This is a genomic window from Citrobacter sp. wls714 (assembly GCF_005281025.1).
Classification (GTDB): domain Bacteria; phylum Pseudomonadota; class Gammaproteobacteria; order Enterobacterales; family Enterobacteriaceae; genus Citrobacter; species Citrobacter werkmanii.
In genome coordinates this window covers 1-15,762 of sequence record NZ_SZWZ01000029.1, presented here as the reverse complement: position 1 = coordinate 15,762, position 15,762 = coordinate 1, and the positions used below count along the sequence as shown (strand labels likewise).

Sequence of the window (15,762 nt, the reverse complement as noted above, 5' to 3'; positions counted from 1 at the left end):
TTTCGGCACAAAACGTTATCACAGAGGCACAGTTTCTTTTATACCCACCGTTTACATTGCTATTTCTTAATCAGAAAAAGGAAATGTAATGAAAGCTCTCTACTCTCTGGCTGCCGCCGCTATTGTCGCGTTGAGTTTTGATGCCTCTGCCGCCTCGACATTTCGCCTCACCAGCGCCGATATACCCGCTAACCTGCAATTAACTCAAAAACAAGTGTTTAAAGGGTTTGGCTGCAGTGGCGACAATATTTCCCCGCAACTGAGCTGGCAAAATCCGCCAACTGATGCCAAAAGTTTTGCCATTACGCTGTTTGATCCTGATGCGCCAACGGGAAGCGGCTGGTGGCACTGGACCATCGTAAATATTCCGGCTCAGGTCCACACGCTTCCTGGCGGAGCCAGCATGGATAAGTTACCCGCTGGAGCAGTTCAGGGACGCAATGATTTCGGTTATGCTGGATTCGGCGGCGCTTGTCCACCACCGGGCGATAAACCTCATCGCTATCAGTTTACCGTGTGGGCGTTAAATACCGACGCGTTGCCAATTGACAGTAACGCCAGCGGTGCGCTGGTCGGTTTTATGCTGAACAGGCACGTGATTGCAAAAGCTGAATTAACCGCCACTTACGCAACAAAATAAAGAGGATACATTGGTGCAGGATGTCCATTTTCGCCATAACAACCTTACCACCGCTGAGGTGCGTTCCGGCCATCTGCACCGCCTGCACCGGGTTAAACTGTTTTCTGCTGCTATTTGCCATATTACGCAGGGAAGTAAGGTCATTATTCAGGATGACAATCGTCTGGTTGCAGGGCCGGGTGAGCTGATTATCATCCCGGCGAATACGCCTCTGGAGATTATTAATCAGCCGGAGCAGGGAGCATTTCGCTCGGATTTGCTGTTGCTGTCGACGAGCATCATTACCACGTTTAAAAATAACTGGGTCAAGGATTTCCCTCCGGCAAAATTGACGTCGCTATGCACGCCCATGAGTAACGGACTGGCATTTATGTGGGAAAGCCTGCTGGACGCTGTACGCCAGGACTTACCTGCAAAATTGCAGGAGCATCAGGCGATGGGATTATTGCTGGCGCTACTGCATGATGGTGTGGCAGGGCCTCTGCTTATCGAGCGACGGTTTAATCTTACTGAACAGGTGCGGCAACTAATTATGTTATCCCCTGCTAAGCTATGGACAGCTCAGGAGATTGCTGGTCACTTGTCCATCGGTACTTCAACGTTACGCCGACGATTACAGATGGAATCGCAGAGTTACCGGCAGATAGTCGAAGAGGTGCGTATGTCCTGTGCGCTCTCTCAACTACAATCGACCACGCTGCCGATTGGCGAAATTGCGTTACGCTGTGGCTATCTGTCAGGCTCACGATTTACCGCAAGATTCCGCCAGCATTACGGATGCCTGCCGAAGCAGGTGCGCTGAGGCCTTGTAACTGTTCCTTCATTTATGTTGATAAGGAGAACCGCAATGTCACAAGTCTGCATAATCGCCTGGGTCTATGGTCGGGTTCAGGGGGTAGGATTTCGCTACACCACGCAACATGAAGCGCAACGACTGGGATTGACCGGATACGCTAAAAATATGGATGACGGCAGCGTAGAGGTTGTCGCCTGTGGTGAAAGCGAGCGGGTGGAACAGCTAATGAAGTGGTTAAAAGCCGGAGGGCCGAGCAGCGCCAGGGTAGAACGGGTTCTCAGTGAACCACACCGCCCTGGCGACGAGCTAAAGGGATTTAGTATCCGCTATTAAATACATTTGACCGGTTTCGGCAGGCCGGCAATTTTAGTCGCCTGCTTGGCCGGACCTTTTGGGAACAGACGGTAAAGATAACGGCTGTTGCCTTTCTCTTCGCCAAACTTGTTGGCCATCGCTTTTACCAGCATGCGGATAGCGGGGGATGTATTAAACTCCAGATAAAACTCGCGTACGAAACGCACCACTTCCCAGTGTTCGGGGGAGAGGTCGATACCTTCGTTTTCGGCGATTTTCTCCGCCAGCGGCTCGTTCCACAGCGTGGTATCTTTCAGATAGCCTTCGCTATCGGTCTCAATTTCCTGGCCTGCAAAAATGAACATAGTGCTCTGTCGATAAAGTAAAAACCGCTCCTAGTCTAGCAAATAAGGAGCGGCGTGAGAAACCTTGCCCTACAGAAGAAGCTGTAGCAGATTGTTGGCATTAAGCTTCTTCAGCGCGTTGCATTTATACGTCGAAACCTGCTTTTCGCTAATCTGCGTCATATGTGCAACATGTTTTACCGATTGTCCGTTAACCAGCCTGTCGAGAACATTGAACTCCATGCCTGTCAGGCAACAGTTCAGGCTGCGTACCCGACGCGGCTCTTTAGCAAACATATACGGCGCATCCACGACGGCAAGTCTGTCATCAATGATATGCAAGGTCAGCGTGGTAAAACGCTTTCGCAAATGCGTTGCCAGTGCCCAGCCTTTTTCATTGCACACCAGATAAACGGTTCCCTCCCAGCGTCTGGCCTCCAGTTGCAGCAGAATGTCGACCAGCGCCAGATGCGTCCTCGCGACGGAAAAGCGGCAACGTACAACGAGGGTGTCGCAGGCCAGCAGCGAACGACGCCACTTTACCGTGCCGCACTTGACCTGAGTCGGAGCGTTACGGCGCAGAAGGGCATAGCGCAATCCTTCGGCATAAAAACGATTATTATCAAGAATGACGTAATTCACGGCGGCCTCTTTATAACGTACTGGGCGTGTAGATAATGCGTAGCGTACCGGTGTAATCCCCGGCATTTTTGCTGCTGGCGGCAAAAGCAGGCGTTTTCAGGATAATAGGGGCTGGTACGCACAGTACGCCCTCGCGCCCGCCGGGCAGCACGACCTGACGCAGATACTGTGGATCGTTGGTGCCTTGCCAGACCACGGTTTTACCGTTGGCGACAGTTTCGGTTGCGCCAGTAATGGGATTGGTGACAAAGACCTGATAGTCGAGGCGATCCCGCGCATCGGTCTGACTTCCGCCACGTCGCCGGATTGAAAACGCGCCTTCGGTACGGCCTGAAGCGTTGAGTTCGTCGTCCTCAAACCGCAGATAAGTGCGGGTGCTGGTACTGTTTTTTCCGTCGTACAAGCACATATCCAGCGTGTTTTCCCCCTGGATCTCACTGCCACCGGGCCGCCCCGGGAAGTTGGTGAGGTTGAGGTTTACGATAGGCGTTGAGTGTGGAAACGCGGGCAGATAAATCTGCTGATTACCCGGGTCGACCACCTCAATGCGAATATTTGCCTGCCAGTTGGCGATGGTGAGATAGCCAGGACATCCGACATTCACGTCATTGAAGTTCCCGCCACAGTCGGCGCTCTCCCATTGACGCAGGTTCTGCTTCAGGGTGGCGGTCCAGATGCCCGGTAGGGTGAGCTTATCCAGTTCGCTTTTCACAATATAGAAATCGAAGTAGGGTTCTCTGTTCCAGGCTGCAATAGTAGTTGTCCCCCCCGCGACAAAACTGGCAAAGGTAAAGACTTTGTTATTGATAAACAGGTAGTGATCGCCATACACCTTAATATCCACCGTTTTGTTGGTAAGGGTATGCGTAAAACGTAAATTGATGGCGTAAGGCGCCGCCGGATTCCCCGAGAACCACACCGGGGCAGTCATACAGGCGCCATAGGTGGTATCGGTACGGGATAAGCAGGTCAGGGTATTGCGTCCCCACTTTTGCGGATCGGCAGCATCATAGCCGCCTGATTCATGAAGCCAGATATCAAACCGTGCAGGCGGTGCCATGCGATCGTAGCTTATACCGACGCTGGAGTTTCTTCCCGCAGGGGCGCCCGCCAGCACCTGGCCAGCCCACAGGAGCAGGAAAAGTAAAATAATAAGGCTTTTGTTCACATCATTTCCCTTTAGTGAGGTTGCCTGCGTTCATGGCAGTCGGGCCAGTCGGCACGTTACGTCCGGCGAGCATCAGTTGTGCCTGTTGCTGGACCGCATCCGGCAGGGCAGAGAAGGTTAATTCCCGACAAGGGATCGACCCGACGTAACGTACGACGTCGCGCATACTTTTCACGTTTAGCGCGCACTGATAAAACTGCTGCTGACGCACCAGGTAGAGGTTATGCAGCAAAGCATCGCTTTGGGCGCTAAACCCGCCGTTCCCTAGGTCACTCCAGCCGTTTACGTTCAGTGGCACGCCGCCAATAAACGGCAAATGTTGTTCGTCAGTTAACTGGCCGAGCCATGTGTAGCTTGCGGTGGTTTGCACATGCCGACGGAGCAGTTTGCCTGGCACCATAAACAACGTTCTGCTACCTGAGCCTTGTGTGATTTCACTGCCGGCACCCCGCGAGACATCCAGCGATTCGTTAATCGTCAACGTCGTCTGCTGATAGCCAGGCACGGCGAAGAGGGCGCGGCTATTGCCTGGAATATCTGCGCTGCCGCCGTTATCCAGCGACACAGCGACGCGTGGATCCTGGGAATCTTCCGGCGTGGCAACGTTAACCGCGATGGCTGAAGCAGGACGCCCGTCGCTCCAGCGACCCAGCCACAGGCCAGAGCGAGATAGCGCGAACGTTGAGCTGTAATTGCCGCTGCTGCTCAGGGTATGACGCCCATCCTGACGATCCCAGGCGTCGCTGACGGTCAGACTACCGTTGCCATAGCGTCCGCCCTGGCGCGTATAGGCAGAGGCATTGAGCGAATCGCTGTTAATGCCTGACGCGCTCAGTCCATACTCATTTTCACCACGTGCATCGGCATACCAGTTGTGCGCCATGTTGTAGCTCAGTTGGTTTTTTTCACGCTGCTGGTGCTGCCACGTCGCGCCCAGAGAGGTATAACTCGTCGCATCGCCCTGACGGTTATGCGCCATTGACAGGCTTACGCTCAGGTAGCCGCCTTTATCCCTACCTTCGCGGGAGTCATCGTTTCGCATGAAAAGGTTAATGCTGCTGTTGATGTTCAGGCCGCGAGCGCTGAAAGCGGTACTTAAGCCGCCCTGCCAGGCCCGCGTGCGCGAGCGGGTCATATAAACCGACTCCCATGGCAAGCCCGCATCGTGGCGATCGTCGCTCTCCGGGAGTTCCCGACGAGCAACGTAACGTCCTTCGTTGCGGTTATCTGAATACCCCAGACTCGCGTACCAGGTGCCGACAGGGACGGAGAACATTACCGACAGGCTTCGGTAACAGCCATTCACGGCGTCAAACCCTGCGCTTCGGGTATTGCAGTTTTCTGCTGATAACGCGTTGCGATAGAAGCTCAGTGAAAAACCGTCGTTATAGCTGATTTGCTGAATGTTGCCGCGTTGACCTTCGCTGCCGTATAGGTAGCTAAAGCGGGTACTTAGCACGCCATCGATCGGGCCGGTGTTGAAACCGCGGCTCCAGTCGAGCGCATTTTCCAGAAAACGCTGGTTTTTTTTTATTGTTGCGCCGCTGGTCAGCGCCAGCGTCGGAGTGACGGGCAGGCGGACGCCCGCCTGCGCCACTGCGCTGCGTTCGTCGTTTTGATCGTTATTGTCAGTTTCGCCTGCTTGCAGGAACCACTCGACGCGATCGAAAGGTGTAATGCCAGTTCGGGTAAACGGTACCTGCTCGGTGCGCGTCAGCCGGTTATTTTCATAGACGGACAACGTCACGGTATAGCTTCCGTCCGGGAACGAACGGGTGTCCAGGGTTTGCGCCCCGGCATTCAGATAAAAACTGGCCAGCAGTTGATTACCCCGACGGGCGTCAATACGCGCATCATGAGAAAGCAATACGGTGATAGGCGTACCCTTTGACTGCTGAACCGGATTGATCCATGCCCTTGTTGAGCCTGTGCGCAAGCCGCGAATTTTACCCAGCGGCAGTTGGCTGAGATTGATATTCCCGCCGGCATTGCTGAACAGATCGCGAGTGTCCATCTCGCCCAACTGAACATAGTATTGGCGCCAGATATCCTGACGAAACCAGGCATTGTTGACGGTTATCTCCTGTTGCTGCTGGTGCTTCGAACGTTGCCCCATCCAGGTCCAGTCGAGGTTAAAGTAGCCGTCCTGGGTGAGTGCCAGCGCGCCATTGCCCTGAACGGTGGCTGACTGGTAATCCCTGTCGGCAACAAAATTGATATTCTGCTGATGGATTAACGCATTCTCGGTGTCCTGCGTGGGCTGATACCACTGGCTTTCAGTGGTTTGTTTAGGCAGAAATTTCTTGTCGAAAAAAAGATTAATACGGGCGTTATTTTCATCATAGATAATGGCCGCGCGCTGGGTATCAAGGTAATCGCACCCCGTTGCGGAGCCATTGCTGCTGCATGCCAGATTGCCGTTACGGGCCAGTGGAACGGCCAGGGCTGCAGACACGGTGGCGACGAGGGCAGGATCATCATTAAACTGCCGTTTGATGGCCGTGACCACGGTTTCAGGCGCGACAAAACTTACTGTTTCAAGCGTGATATCCGTTTCAAAAAGGCCAAGCGACTCGCCATAGAGATTGACTTCTGTCCACAGGCGCTGCGTTTTCGCCAGATCTTCAAAACCTGCCGGGACGGCCATCTCTGCGCAGGCGAGTTGGATGGATGCGGGTAACAAAGCAACTAAGAGGAGAGTATTTCTGTGAAACGCCATGACCGAGCCTCGACATCATCCTGACGTCAGAGGGTGGGCACCCTCTGACGTTATTCCTTAGGTACTGTGGTGTTACGCACCGCCTTCCGTGGTTGTCGCCTGCGTCAGCATCAGGCTGACAACGCCGCTGTACTGACCGGTTTTCAGAATGCCTTTGGTGGTTTGAGAAATGGTCAGCGGCAGTACTGCAGAACCGTTTTCAATGCTGCCAGGGAACAGTTCAGTTCCGGTAAATTCAGCATCGGTGGTAGACAGTGTTTTATCACCCAGAATTACCGTCATCGGTACAATCTGGTCACCATCCGTGTTGGTGAGTTTTGCCGCACTAACGAGGCGCACTTTGACGTTGCTGGTGGCGGAGTTAGACCACACCTTGGTGTTAAGACGGTAGCTTTCCAGACCACGGCCAGGCAGGTACTGCATGTCGATACTGGCCGGCAGCGGCGTGTTATCGGCCTGGGTCATATCCAACTGTGAGTCAACGCTGGCGTTAACGGTAATATCTTTTTGAATCGCCAGCGCGCTAAAGGACGAGGCCATCGCAGCAACAATCATCAGAGGTTTAATATACTTACGCATTGATATCTCCATATTTACAAATGAGCACCTTGGCTCTTTCAACGAACTACGTGGGTTTTACAGTGATGTCGTGTTATTGCACGACGGGTAAGTCAGCTTCTTCAGCGGTTTTATTCACCCAGTTGAAGTAGCGGAATTTATATTTCTGGCCATGGCTCATTGTGAGTGTTTTTAATTTACGTTCAGTGTCCGGATAAATCGTCGCGTCTTCTTTTATCCATTTACACGATGAATTTGCATCACAAATACCAATCTCTCTGAGCGGTACACGCAGCGTGCCATTGTTTTTTAACGTTCCGCGGCGAGGGTCGAACGACAGTGAAATTACGTTTTCTTCTGGGGCAATATGGACCAGTGCGCCCCAAATCACGTTGACGCCCAATGTCGCCATCGCGGCAGGGCTTTCTGCCTTGCCCGGAATAATGCTGTCAGGTTGTTTTACCCCTTCAAAATAGACGCGCCAGGTGGTCTCTTTTTTCGGAGGCATAAGCGATATCAACCGAACTACGCGCATCGCGCCGGCCGCGAGAGCAAATTTTTCGGGCGTAACCACCACGCCATCTTCTTTCCATGCCGCCACGTCAATTTCTTTTTCCTCGGCCGTGCCGGGATTAAGAATTTTCTTTTGCCTCACCCGAATGAACTGAATATCATCCGTTTTTGACGCCACCTTAATTTGCGCCGCACCGGAACTGTCTACATTCAGTTCCATGGGATACACGCTCATATTGGCCATTGTCATTTCTGAGAAAAATGGCAATGACAGCGCGGCGACATAAAAGGCTGTTGTCATGCTCACTCTTTTTTTCTGTTTCACAATCAGTCTGCCTGCTCTGAGTTTAAAGGCGGCGCGTTAACACCAGGACACCGTCTGCTTTCGTATCGCTTCAGGGCAGGGAAACTTTAACCAGAACAGCGGTTTGTGAAAATTTGTATTAGTTAACTCGCTGTATACAGTTTTTTATCCTGCTTTTCTGGCTTTAAGGTTGTATAGTTAAGCGAAAATACCGCGGCCAAGGATGGGAAGAAAATTCCTTCTGATGAAAAAATAAGCAGATCAGGAGGCGGTTTTCATGTCGATGTACCAGGGAATAAAAAGCATGCGGTTACAGCCGAGAATAAAAGATGTTTTTTATATGCAATAATTCGTTGTTATTTGATCCTGAAGCACATGCAATAAGTCTTGTTGGACAACCTGAGTCTGTATTATCACTTTCGGCGCCAGCCGTTCGTCTTTTACAGGAATTTATTAAACACCGAGGACGCGACCTGAGCCGGGAGGAATTGATCACTCGCGTATGGGAAGAGTTTGGCTTTACGCCATCCGGAAATAATCTCAATAAAGCGGTAAGCGAACTGCGTAAAAGCTTCCAGTCTCTGGGCGAGGGATACGAATTTATCGTCACAGTCCCGCGCTATGGATTCCGTTTTGATGCCGATGTGATTTTTCAGCCTGGTGAGAACATTCAAGCCGCTGAGCCACAATCCCCTTCCACGCAACCAGACATACAGCCCCGGCGTACTTACCTGAAAAGGTGGTTGATTATAGCGGCATTGATCGTCGCAGCGTTGGGGGCGGGCATTTACATTAGCCGCCCGCAGGAGATAACTGTTCCGGCGAAATTAAAGCCGGTCGAGGAAAAAATCGCACGTTGTAGTGTCTGGATTATCAACGATCATGGACGACCGTTAGTGCTCTCGAAATTAGCCGAGCGACTGGAGGCCAATAACGTGGCTTGTGAGCGCGAGGAGTACGATATTTATTATTTCAGTGCTCGTTTTTCGCTCGCCGCTGCCGATGAAATGTTCATCGGTGCCTGCCCGGTCAGTAAAACCAGCCTGTGCAAGACTATTCGCTATAAAAGTGGGGCCGAAAAATGAAAATAAGGCTTCTTTTTGGATTGGGCGGTGCCGTGGTTGGCGGTGCACTGGCGCTGTTTTACTATTGCGGCGCGGTCGGCAAAAGCGATGTGCTGGCCTGCAGCACTGAATTTAACTTTACGCGTAATGAGGGAAAAGCAAGTGAAGTGAAGGTCAATACCATTGCGCAGTTCTATTTTCATCGGGACGGTACAGGGTTGACCACCTATAAAGGTGCGGCAAGAGCTGGGGGGCAAAATTTGATTATTGACAGGGATGTGGACTTTACGTGGGAGCGGCGGGACGATGACAACGTCATTGTATTGAGTTACACCAAAACCTGGCGTCGACACAATGACAACACCCCTGATGCCCAGTGGGGAAGCTTTGCCTGGCCGACCGCTCGCTACTACCTGACGATTTCTGAACTTTCACCTGCCGTGTGGCTGATTCAGGACCGGCGTTATCCTACCTATATCTGCCGGGGTGAATAAGGTATAAAAAAAGAGAATGCCATTGGCATTCTCTTTTTTCGTATCAGTGATGCTGCTTAATCGCGGCTGGCGAAGCCCAGAATGCTCAGCAGGCTGACGAAGATGTTGTACAACGAAACGTACAGGCTAACAGTGGCGCGGATGTAGTTGGTTTCACCGCCACGGATGATATTGCTGGTTTCAAACAGGATTGCGCCTGAAGAAATCAGAATAAACACCGCGCTGATCGCCAGATGCAGTGCCGGCAGTTGCAGGAAGATATTCGCAACCATACCGATCAGCACAACCACGATACCTGCCATCAGCATACCGCCGAGGAAGGACATATCTTTACGCGTGGTCAGCACATACGCAGAGCAGCTGAAGAAGACCAGTGCTGTACCGCCCAGCGCCATGCCGATAACATCACCCATGCCCGCAGACAGGTAGGTATTCAGAATTGGCCCCAGAATGTAGCCCAGGAAACCGGTAAAGGCGAACGCTGACAAAATGCCAACCGGTTTATCCGCCGTTTTATAGGTCAGGAACATCAGACCATACATACCCACCAGCGTCAGGATAAGTCCCGGTGAAGGCAGCATCAGCACAGTACTCGCCGTTGCGGTGATCGCCGAAAACGCCAGCGTCAGGCTGAGCAGGAAATAGGTGTTGCGCAGCACCTTATGTGTGCTGAGTAGCGATGTACGATCGCGTGAAGAACTAATAATACGATCCATGAGTCACTCTCTTATGACAGATGTAATTAATGATGAAGGATAATGAAATCAAGGGGAATGACACAGCGGTTTTACCCATCTTTACGCATTTTAAGCCGCCAGGCTTAAGCATATTATTTCAGCAAAAGCTCCCGAATCAGATGTTAGCACTGTATGTGCAAAAATGCCTGTCAGATATCAGCCAGGTAACTGAAAAATATTGCCTTATTCCCGTTTCTCTCTGACAGTGACAGTGGTGTCATCATAAACAGAGCAATAAGGTAAAGGGAATGACTCAAGATAAATCGAAGGTATTTACATTTGCGTTGCTGGCTGCCTGTTTGATGTCGGTAAACGGCGCTACGAGGGCGGCAAATGTTCCGGCAGGAACAGTACTTGCAGAAAAACAGGAGCTGGTGAGAAACAACGGTAGCGAGCCAGCGTCGTTGGATCCGCATAAAGTCGAAAGCAACGTGGAGTTTAATTTAATCAGCGATATGTTCGACGGCCTGGTGGCAGTTAAGCCGGATGGGTCTATTGAACCCCGTCTTGCCGCCTCCTGGGAGAATAAAGGTAACACCGTCTGGACCTTTCATTTACGTCCGGGCATAACCTGGTCAGATGGATCGGCTATCACCGCACAGGATGTCGTCTGGAGCTGGCAGCGGCTGGTCTCACCGCAAACGGCTTCACCATATGCCTCGTATCTGGGCAATATGCACGTGGTGAACGCGGTCGATATTGCTCAGGGTAACAAAGATCCCGCCACGCTGGGGGTCAAGGCCCTGGATGATGCCACGCTGGAAATTACCTTAACGCAACCGACGGCGGCATTTCTGGCGATGCTGGCGCACCCGTCGTTGGTCCCGCTCGATAAAGTGCTGATTGGCCGTTTTGGCGATAAGTGGACCCGCCCGGAGCACTTTGTCAGCAGCGGGGCGTACAAATTATCGCAGTGGGTGGTCAATGAGCGCATCGTTGCCGAGCGTAACCCGCATTACTGGGACGATCGGCACACGGTCATTAATAAAGTCATTTACCTGCCCATTAGTTCAGAGTCTGCTGACGTGAACCGCTATAAGGCGGGGGAAATTGACATTGTGTATAGCGTACCGGTCAATCAGTTTGCGCAGTTGAAAAAGACCATGGGCGATGAACTCCATGTCTCGCCTCAGCTTTCAACCTATTACTATCAGTTTAATACGACCAGAGCGCCCTTTAATGACCCGCGCGTGCGTCGGGCGCTGAATATGGCGTTGGATAAAGACATCATTGCGCAAAAGGTGATGGGGCAGGGGCAACGTGCGGCGTGGGTTATCAGCCAGCCTGAAATCGGTGGGGTACAACTGCATGCGCCAGAGTATGCGTCGTGGCCACTCGACAAACGCATTGCTGAAGCTAAAAAACTGCTCACGGAGGCCGGGTATGGTCCTGACCATCCACTGAGCTTAAATCTGCTCTACAACACCTTCGAAACGCATCAGCGTATTGCGATTGCCGCATCGTCGATGTGGAAGAAAAATCTTGGTGTTGAGGCGAAGCTGCAAAATCAGGAATGGAAAACCATGCTGGATACCATGCACACCGGTAATTTTGACGTTGTGCGCTATGCGTGGATAGCCGACTATGACGATGCCTCAAGTTTCCTCAATATTTTCCGCACCGGCGACAGTGAGAATACCACCGGGTACAGTAACCCTGCCTTTGATGAAGCGATGCATAAGGCAGCGAAAGCAAGTTCACTGGAAGAGCGAGGTAAAGACTACCAGCAGGCTGAAGATCTGTTAGGTGAGGATGTACCTGCTATTCCGATTTATCACTATGTTCGCACGCATCTGGTGAAGCCGTGGGTAGGAGGATTTGCGCCGGATAACCGCGGAAATTACTACACCAAAGATATGTACATCAAAAAACATTAAGCCTGGTAGCCGCTATTTGTGCTGAATAAATGGCCAATTTGTTTTTATTTCAGTCGATTAACACTATTTTGGCTGTTTTTCAGGCAAACGAACACATTGGTACTTTACAGGTCCGTTCGGGATGTTTATAGTGCGCCTCATTGGAAGCGTGGCCGAGCGGTTGAAGGCACCGGTCTTGAAAACCGGCGACCCGAAAGGGTTCTAGAGTTCGAATCTCTACGCTTCCGCCAAACATGAAAAGGGGTTACCGAAAGGTAACCCCTTTTTGCTTATAGGGAAAATTCGAAACCTGTCACTGTAAGAGTTGGTGGTGTTACGTTGCCTAAAATTGGTAAGTGAAGGGCATAATCGAGCAACCATCATACTCCCCACTTCAACCCGGGCGGGCTATAGGTAACTTCTTTTTCGCTGGATATAATTGGTTCTGACTCTTCAAAAATAAAGCCCTCAACATTAAGTGTGAGGGCTGTTAATAATTAATTGTTAAATTTACCTAAATAGATTATAGCCGCGTTTTTCTCGATGAATAATGAATAATATTCATTAGATGATACGGGTTGAATTCCTTTATTAATCATGCTAGCAAGTTGGTTTTTGCTTTCAGCCACATCAGTATAACCATGCCTGGTTTGAGGTAATCCTTTATTAATTAATTGAAAAGATGCTAAGAATTGGGTGGCCGGATAAACGAAATAGCCTATAAGTGGTTTATTATCTATTAATAATTTTGCTCTTTCATTTTTATTCAATTGACCTACAGTACCAATGGATGTGATGTCTTTATGAGTGGCAATGTCCTGCGCAATCATGCTAAAAACAAAATCTTCGTATTGTTGTTGTGACTTCATAGCGTTGCTTAGTTGAGCACTAAAAGCAAGCGAGGCAATGACTGGAATCAGTGCCGCGTATTTAAAACGAGGAGCGAAACGCATAACCGGTATAGCAATTATAACCAGTATAACTGAAAACGAGACTAAAGTACGGGGAAGGACTGGTGCGTCCTGAAGTAATAATGTTGGCCCCATAAGTGAAATAATGAATATTAAAAAGGAGATGGCTCCATACAAAATAAATGATGCTATTTGCTTTATATTAGTACGGTAAGCAATGAGCATAAACACGCAACTTATTAGTATTGGGATTGCGAAGTAAATATAAACTGGGTGGTATAGATAAGAAAGAACCATTTCTTTTAGGGCAGTTAATGTTTTGGCCAGATGCTCTAACCCCCCCTGATCTAAATGTATCAATTCTGCTCGAGAGTTATTTTTTGGCGAGAAGAAAAGCATGTAGATAAGAAAAAACGATACGAATAAAATCGTTCTTTTGAATAAGAAAGTTATTGACTCTTGAAATTTTATATTATTTTTTGTTGCAATGATGATCATATCAATTGCAAGCAAACCAATAAAAATATTGGCACATGGTTGATATAAGGTTAAAGATAATACGCCAGCTACTAATTTTGTCGCAATCTCTATCGTCAGTTTTTTATTTTTATAGGTATATGCAATCACCGCAAGGAAAAAGGCAATCGACATTCCGAGACTATCATATCTGTACGCAATATTTTGCAAAATGAATGGGTTGAATATTAAAAGTGCAGCAACCATATTTGCGTTCGGAATGTCTGATCTAATCAGGTGCTTACTGAGCGCAAGCGCAGATGAGCCTAAGAAAATACATGATGCGAGCATTGTATAAGGAAATAGGTCCAGATTATAGTGCCCGCTGGCAGAAAAAAATTTTGCTAAAATATCTGCAAAAGGGCGACCTAAACCACGCCAGCCGTAATATCCAGTTATAGATCTATCTAAGTCGTCTCTATAATAGATGCCTGCCTGGATTAAGGGGTAAATAAACAACAGGGCTAATCCTGAGTAAATAAACAATGCTTTTTTATCGTATCTAGAGAACATTTTAAATCTCATCTTGTTTTTTAACTATATAGCGCGGTCGTTGTTTGGTTTCGATGTAGATTCTACCTATGTACTCACCAAGCACACCGATACCAATTAACTGAATCCCACCAAGGAAAAGGATTGAAACAATGATAGATGGATATCCCGCAACCGGATTTCCCCAAAAAATCTTGTCTATAATCATCCATGCACCGAACAAGAAGGATACAGCGGCTACAAAAAAACCAATGTAGGTCCATATTCGCAATGGGAACGTTGAAAAACTGGTAATACCCTCCAGAGCAAGATTCCACAATTTCCAGCCATTAAATTTTGATTTACCAGCAATACGTCCTGCTCGTGTGTACTCAACAACATCAGTACTACCACCTACCCAGCTAAGAACACCTTTCATAAAGAGATTACGTTCCGGCATGAGTTTGATGTTATCAACTACATCGCGGGACATAAGTCTAAAGTCACCAACGTTTTCTTCGATCTTCGGATCGCTTATTTTATTGTGTAATTTATAGAACCACTCAGCGGTTTTGCGCTTCAGTTTTCCATCCGTGGAGCGGTCTGCACGCTTTGCCAGCACAATATCTGCACCCGCAAGCCACTTTTCGACCATCAATGGAATTATGTCGATTGGATCCTGTAGGTCAACATCGATAGGAATAACTGCCTCACCAGAGGAACGCTCAAGGCCTGCAAAAATTGCTGGTTCTTTGCCAAAGTTGCGTGTAAATGAAATGGGGACGACGAGCTTATCAGATACGGCGAGAGCATTAATGATTGATTCTGTAGCGTCTTTGCTACCGTCGTTGATAAACACAATTTCGACATCATATTTTTTTAGTTCTTCATGCCTACGCACCGTGTTGTAGAAAATAGGTATTGTATCTTCTTCATTGAACACCGGAACAATCAGAGAAATTTTCATTTCGGATCCCTAAAAACAATGAACCTTGAGTATAAGAAGCCACATACCAGGCTGATAGAGGAGAACTCTATCAACGTTATGAGAGGGGAAATGTTGTAGTGATCGGATACCTGACCAGAGATAAAGCTCAGTAGCCCCATAAATCCAACAAATAGCACATACCCCCGGCTGGTGGCTTTTGCACTAAATGTAAATTTTGCGTTGGCAAAAAATGAAAATGTCACAGCTATCAAAAACGCCACCACGTTGCTCACGGCCTGGTCATTTTTCATGATGTATACCATGATGCCGAACACCGCCCAATGTAATGCCGTGTTTACAATCCCTACGGAAATGTAGCGTGAAAGTAGCTTTATCATAATTAAGAAAGGTCTAATAGAAAGTGTGCGAGTTTAACATTGATGCAAAACGAGATCGACACCTCGACTTTGACCTTTCGCAGAGGCTTGTTTTGCGATACCTCCGAGCGACTGTGCCGGGAGCGCGGTTTTCCGCTGAGCCACAAGACTGCAACACTAACTCTCAGAAATGAGAGGCCGATCCTCTGAGCAGGACTTTTGTCCTCAATCCCCTGCAAACGTCTGGTTACAATCCCTGCATATCTTCAATACCCATAATTCAGGAATTGTTATGACTGCACATATTAATGCTAAACCGGGTGATTTTGCGCCAACTGTGATTATGCCGGGCGATCCTCTACGCGCGAAGTTTATTGCCGAAAACTATTTAATGGATTGCCGCGAAGTGAATCGCCACGGGTTTAACAGA

At 49.2% G+C, this 15,762-nt stretch carries 17 protein-coding genes, 1 tRNA gene and 1 pseudogene; 9 read left to right on the top strand and 10 right to left on the bottom strand.

Annotated features, from left to right (window positions below; all coding sequences use genetic code 11):
* The first annotated feature begins 88 nt into the window (after window positions 1-88).
* Genes FDX11_RS05875 through yccX form a run of 3 tightly spaced genes read left to right on the top strand, consistent with a single transcriptional unit; the run spans window position 89 to window position 1,769 of the window.
* Window positions 89-640 carry a YbhB/YbcL family Raf kinase inhibitor-like protein gene (locus FDX11_RS05875; RefSeq protein WP_137397624.1) on the top strand — a complete coding sequence of 184 codons (552 nt, stop codon included), beginning with the start codon at window positions 89-91 and terminating at the stop codon, window positions 638-640.
* Window positions 641-653: 13 nt separating this feature from the next.
* Window positions 654-1,442, top strand: a complete 789-nt coding sequence (locus tag FDX11_RS05870) for an AraC family transcriptional regulator (protein WP_137397623.1) — start codon at window positions 654-656, stop codon at window positions 1,440-1,442.
* 45 nt (window positions 1,443-1,487) lie between these two features.
* Window positions 1,488-1,769, top strand: a complete 282-nt coding sequence (yccX, locus tag FDX11_RS05865) for an acylphosphatase (RefSeq protein ID WP_042314167.1) — start codon at window positions 1,488-1,490, stop codon at window positions 1,767-1,769.
* On the opposite strand, the gene tusE is transcribed toward yccX, so the two are convergent.
* From tusE to FDX11_RS05835, 6 genes are all read right to left on the bottom strand, one after another.
* Complete coding sequence (gene tusE / locus FDX11_RS05860; RefSeq protein WP_042314164.1) at window positions 1,766-2,095, bottom strand: sulfurtransferase TusE; 330 nt, start codon at window positions 2,093-2,095, stop codon at window positions 1,766-1,768. The genes yccX and tusE overlap by 4 nt on opposite strands.
* A gap of 69 nt (window positions 2,096-2,164) precedes the next feature.
* A complete protein-coding gene (locus tag FDX11_RS05855; protein ID WP_061381841.1) occupies window positions 2,165-2,716 on the bottom strand; it encodes a LuxR C-terminal-related transcriptional regulator in 552 nt (183 codons plus the stop codon).
* 10 nt (window positions 2,717-2,726) lie between these two features.
* Complete coding sequence (locus tag FDX11_RS05850) at window positions 2,727-3,884, bottom strand: CfaE/CblD family pilus tip adhesin (protein ID WP_061381840.1); 1,158 nt, start codon at window positions 3,882-3,884, stop codon at window positions 2,727-2,729.
* 1 nt (window position 3,885) lies between these two features.
* Window positions 3,886-6,603, bottom strand: coding sequence for a TcfC E-set like domain-containing protein (locus FDX11_RS05845; protein ID WP_137397622.1), 2,718 nt, complete (start codon window positions 6,601-6,603; stop codon window positions 3,886-3,888).
* Window positions 6,604-6,675: 72 nt separating this feature from the next.
* A complete protein-coding gene (locus tag FDX11_RS05840; RefSeq protein ID WP_042314159.1) occupies window positions 6,676-7,182 on the bottom strand; it encodes a CS1 type fimbrial major subunit in 507 nt (168 codons plus the stop codon).
* Window positions 7,183-7,255: 73 nt separating this feature from the next.
* Window positions 7,256-7,999: a hypothetical protein gene (locus FDX11_RS05835; protein WP_061381838.1), complete on the bottom strand. Its 744-nt coding sequence runs from the start codon at window positions 7,997-7,999 to the stop codon at window positions 7,256-7,258.
* 308 nt (window positions 8,000-8,307) lie between these two features.
* Here FDX11_RS05835 and FDX11_RS05830 point away from each other — a divergent pair, with 308 nt between their 5' ends.
* The gene (locus tag FDX11_RS05830; RefSeq protein ID WP_042314157.1) at window positions 8,308-9,063 is read left to right on the top strand and encodes a winged helix-turn-helix domain-containing protein; all 756 of its coding nucleotides are present in this window, start codon (window positions 8,308-8,310) and stop codon (window positions 9,061-9,063) included.
* The gene (locus FDX11_RS05825) at window positions 9,060-9,536 is read left to right on the top strand and encodes a hypothetical protein (protein ID WP_042314156.1); all 477 of its coding nucleotides are present in this window, start codon (window positions 9,060-9,062) and stop codon (window positions 9,534-9,536) included. The genes FDX11_RS05830 and FDX11_RS05825 overlap by 4 nt, the downstream gene beginning before the upstream one ends.
* Before the next feature lie 56 nt (window positions 9,537-9,592).
* Here the strand turns inward: FDX11_RS05825 and yccA are convergent, their stop codons facing one another.
* Complete coding sequence (gene yccA / locus FDX11_RS05820; RefSeq protein WP_003035917.1) at window positions 9,593-10,252, bottom strand: FtsH protease modulator YccA; 660 nt, start codon at window positions 10,250-10,252, stop codon at window positions 9,593-9,595.
* A 29-nt stretch (window positions 10,253-10,281) separates the two neighbouring features.
* On the opposite strand from yccA, the gene FDX11_RS25240 reads away from it, so the two are divergent.
* The 3 genes from FDX11_RS25240 to FDX11_RS05805 all read left to right on the top strand — a co-directional run bounded on the left by FDX11_RS25240 (window position 10,282) and on the right by FDX11_RS05805 (window position 12,380).
* Window positions 10,282-10,476 carry a hypothetical protein gene (locus tag FDX11_RS25240; RefSeq protein ID WP_042314153.1) on the top strand — a complete coding sequence of 65 codons (195 nt, stop codon included), beginning with the start codon at window positions 10,282-10,284 and terminating at the stop codon, window positions 10,474-10,476.
* 45 nt (window positions 10,477-10,521) lie between these two features.
* Window positions 10,522-12,150, top strand: coding sequence for an ABC transporter substrate-binding protein (locus FDX11_RS05810; protein WP_137397621.1), 1,629 nt, complete (start codon window positions 10,522-10,524; stop codon window positions 12,148-12,150).
* Between the two features lie 142 nt (window positions 12,151-12,292).
* A tRNA-Ser gene (locus tag FDX11_RS05805) sits at window positions 12,293-12,380 on the top strand.
* A 246-nt stretch (window positions 12,381-12,626) separates the two neighbouring features.
* On the opposite strand, the gene FDX11_RS05800 is transcribed toward FDX11_RS05805, so the two are convergent.
* The 3 genes from FDX11_RS05800 to FDX11_RS05790 are packed head-to-tail and all read right to left on the bottom strand — an operon-like array spanning window position 12,627 to window position 15,353.
* The gene (locus tag FDX11_RS05800) at window positions 12,627-14,069 is read right to left on the bottom strand and encodes a glucosyltransferase domain-containing protein (RefSeq protein ID WP_137397620.1); all 1,443 of its coding nucleotides are present in this window, start codon (window positions 14,067-14,069) and stop codon (window positions 12,627-12,629) included.
* Window position 14,070: 1 nt separating this feature from the next.
* Window positions 14,071-14,994 carry a glycosyltransferase family 2 protein gene (locus FDX11_RS05795; protein WP_042314147.1) on the bottom strand — a complete coding sequence of 308 codons (924 nt, stop codon included), beginning with the start codon at window positions 14,992-14,994 and terminating at the stop codon, window positions 14,071-14,073.
* The gene (locus FDX11_RS05790; RefSeq protein WP_042314145.1) at window positions 14,991-15,353 is read right to left on the bottom strand and encodes a GtrA family protein; all 363 of its coding nucleotides are present in this window, start codon (window positions 15,351-15,353) and stop codon (window positions 14,991-14,993) included. Before FDX11_RS05790 ends, FDX11_RS05795 begins: the two co-directional genes overlap by 4 nt.
* Before the next feature lie 271 nt (window positions 15,354-15,624).
* On the opposite strand from FDX11_RS05790, the pseudogene deoD reads away from it, so the two are divergent.
* Window positions 15,625-15,762: pseudogene (gene deoD / locus FDX11_RS25390) on the top strand (purine-nucleoside phosphorylase); the annotation flags it as partial.

Coding starts and splice junctions, on each gene's coding strand:
- FDX11_RS05795 (WP_042314147.1), bottom strand. CDS start 14,994: ATGAAAATTTCTCTGATTGTTCCGGTGTTCAATGAAGAAGATACAATA.
- FDX11_RS05875 (WP_137397624.1), top strand. CDS start 89: ATGAAAGCTCTCTACTCTCTGGCTGCCGCCGCTATTGTCGCGTTGAGT.
- tusE (WP_042314164.1), bottom strand. CDS start 2,095: ATGTTCATTTTTGCAGGCCAGGAAATTGAGACCGATAGCGAAGGCTAT.
- FDX11_RS05790 (WP_042314145.1), bottom strand. CDS start 15,353: ATGATAAAGCTACTTTCACGCTACATTTCCGTAGGGATTGTAAACACG.
- FDX11_RS05825 (WP_042314156.1), top strand. CDS start 9,060: ATGAAAATAAGGCTTCTTTTTGGATTGGGCGGTGCCGTGGTTGGCGGT.
- FDX11_RS05845 (WP_137397622.1), bottom strand. CDS start 6,603: ATGGCGTTTCACAGAAATACTCTCCTCTTAGTTGCTTTGTTACCCGCA.
- yccA (WP_003035917.1), bottom strand. CDS start 10,252: ATGGATCGTATTATTAGTTCTTCACGCGATCGTACATCGCTACTCAGC.
- yccX (WP_042314167.1), top strand. CDS start 1,488: ATGTCACAAGTCTGCATAATCGCCTGGGTCTATGGTCGGGTTCAGGGG.
- FDX11_RS25240 (WP_042314153.1), top strand. CDS start 10,282: ATGATGAAGGATAATGAAATCAAGGGGAATGACACAGCGGTTTTACCC.
- FDX11_RS05810 (WP_137397621.1), top strand. CDS start 10,522: ATGACTCAAGATAAATCGAAGGTATTTACATTTGCGTTGCTGGCTGCC.
- FDX11_RS05830 (WP_042314157.1), top strand. CDS start 8,308: ATGTTTTTTATATGCAATAATTCGTTGTTATTTGATCCTGAAGCACAT.
- FDX11_RS05800 (WP_137397620.1), bottom strand. CDS start 14,069: ATGTTCTCTAGATACGATAAAAAAGCATTGTTTATTTACTCAGGATTA.
- FDX11_RS05840 (WP_042314159.1), bottom strand. CDS start 7,182: ATGCGTAAGTATATTAAACCTCTGATGATTGTTGCTGCGATGGCCTCG.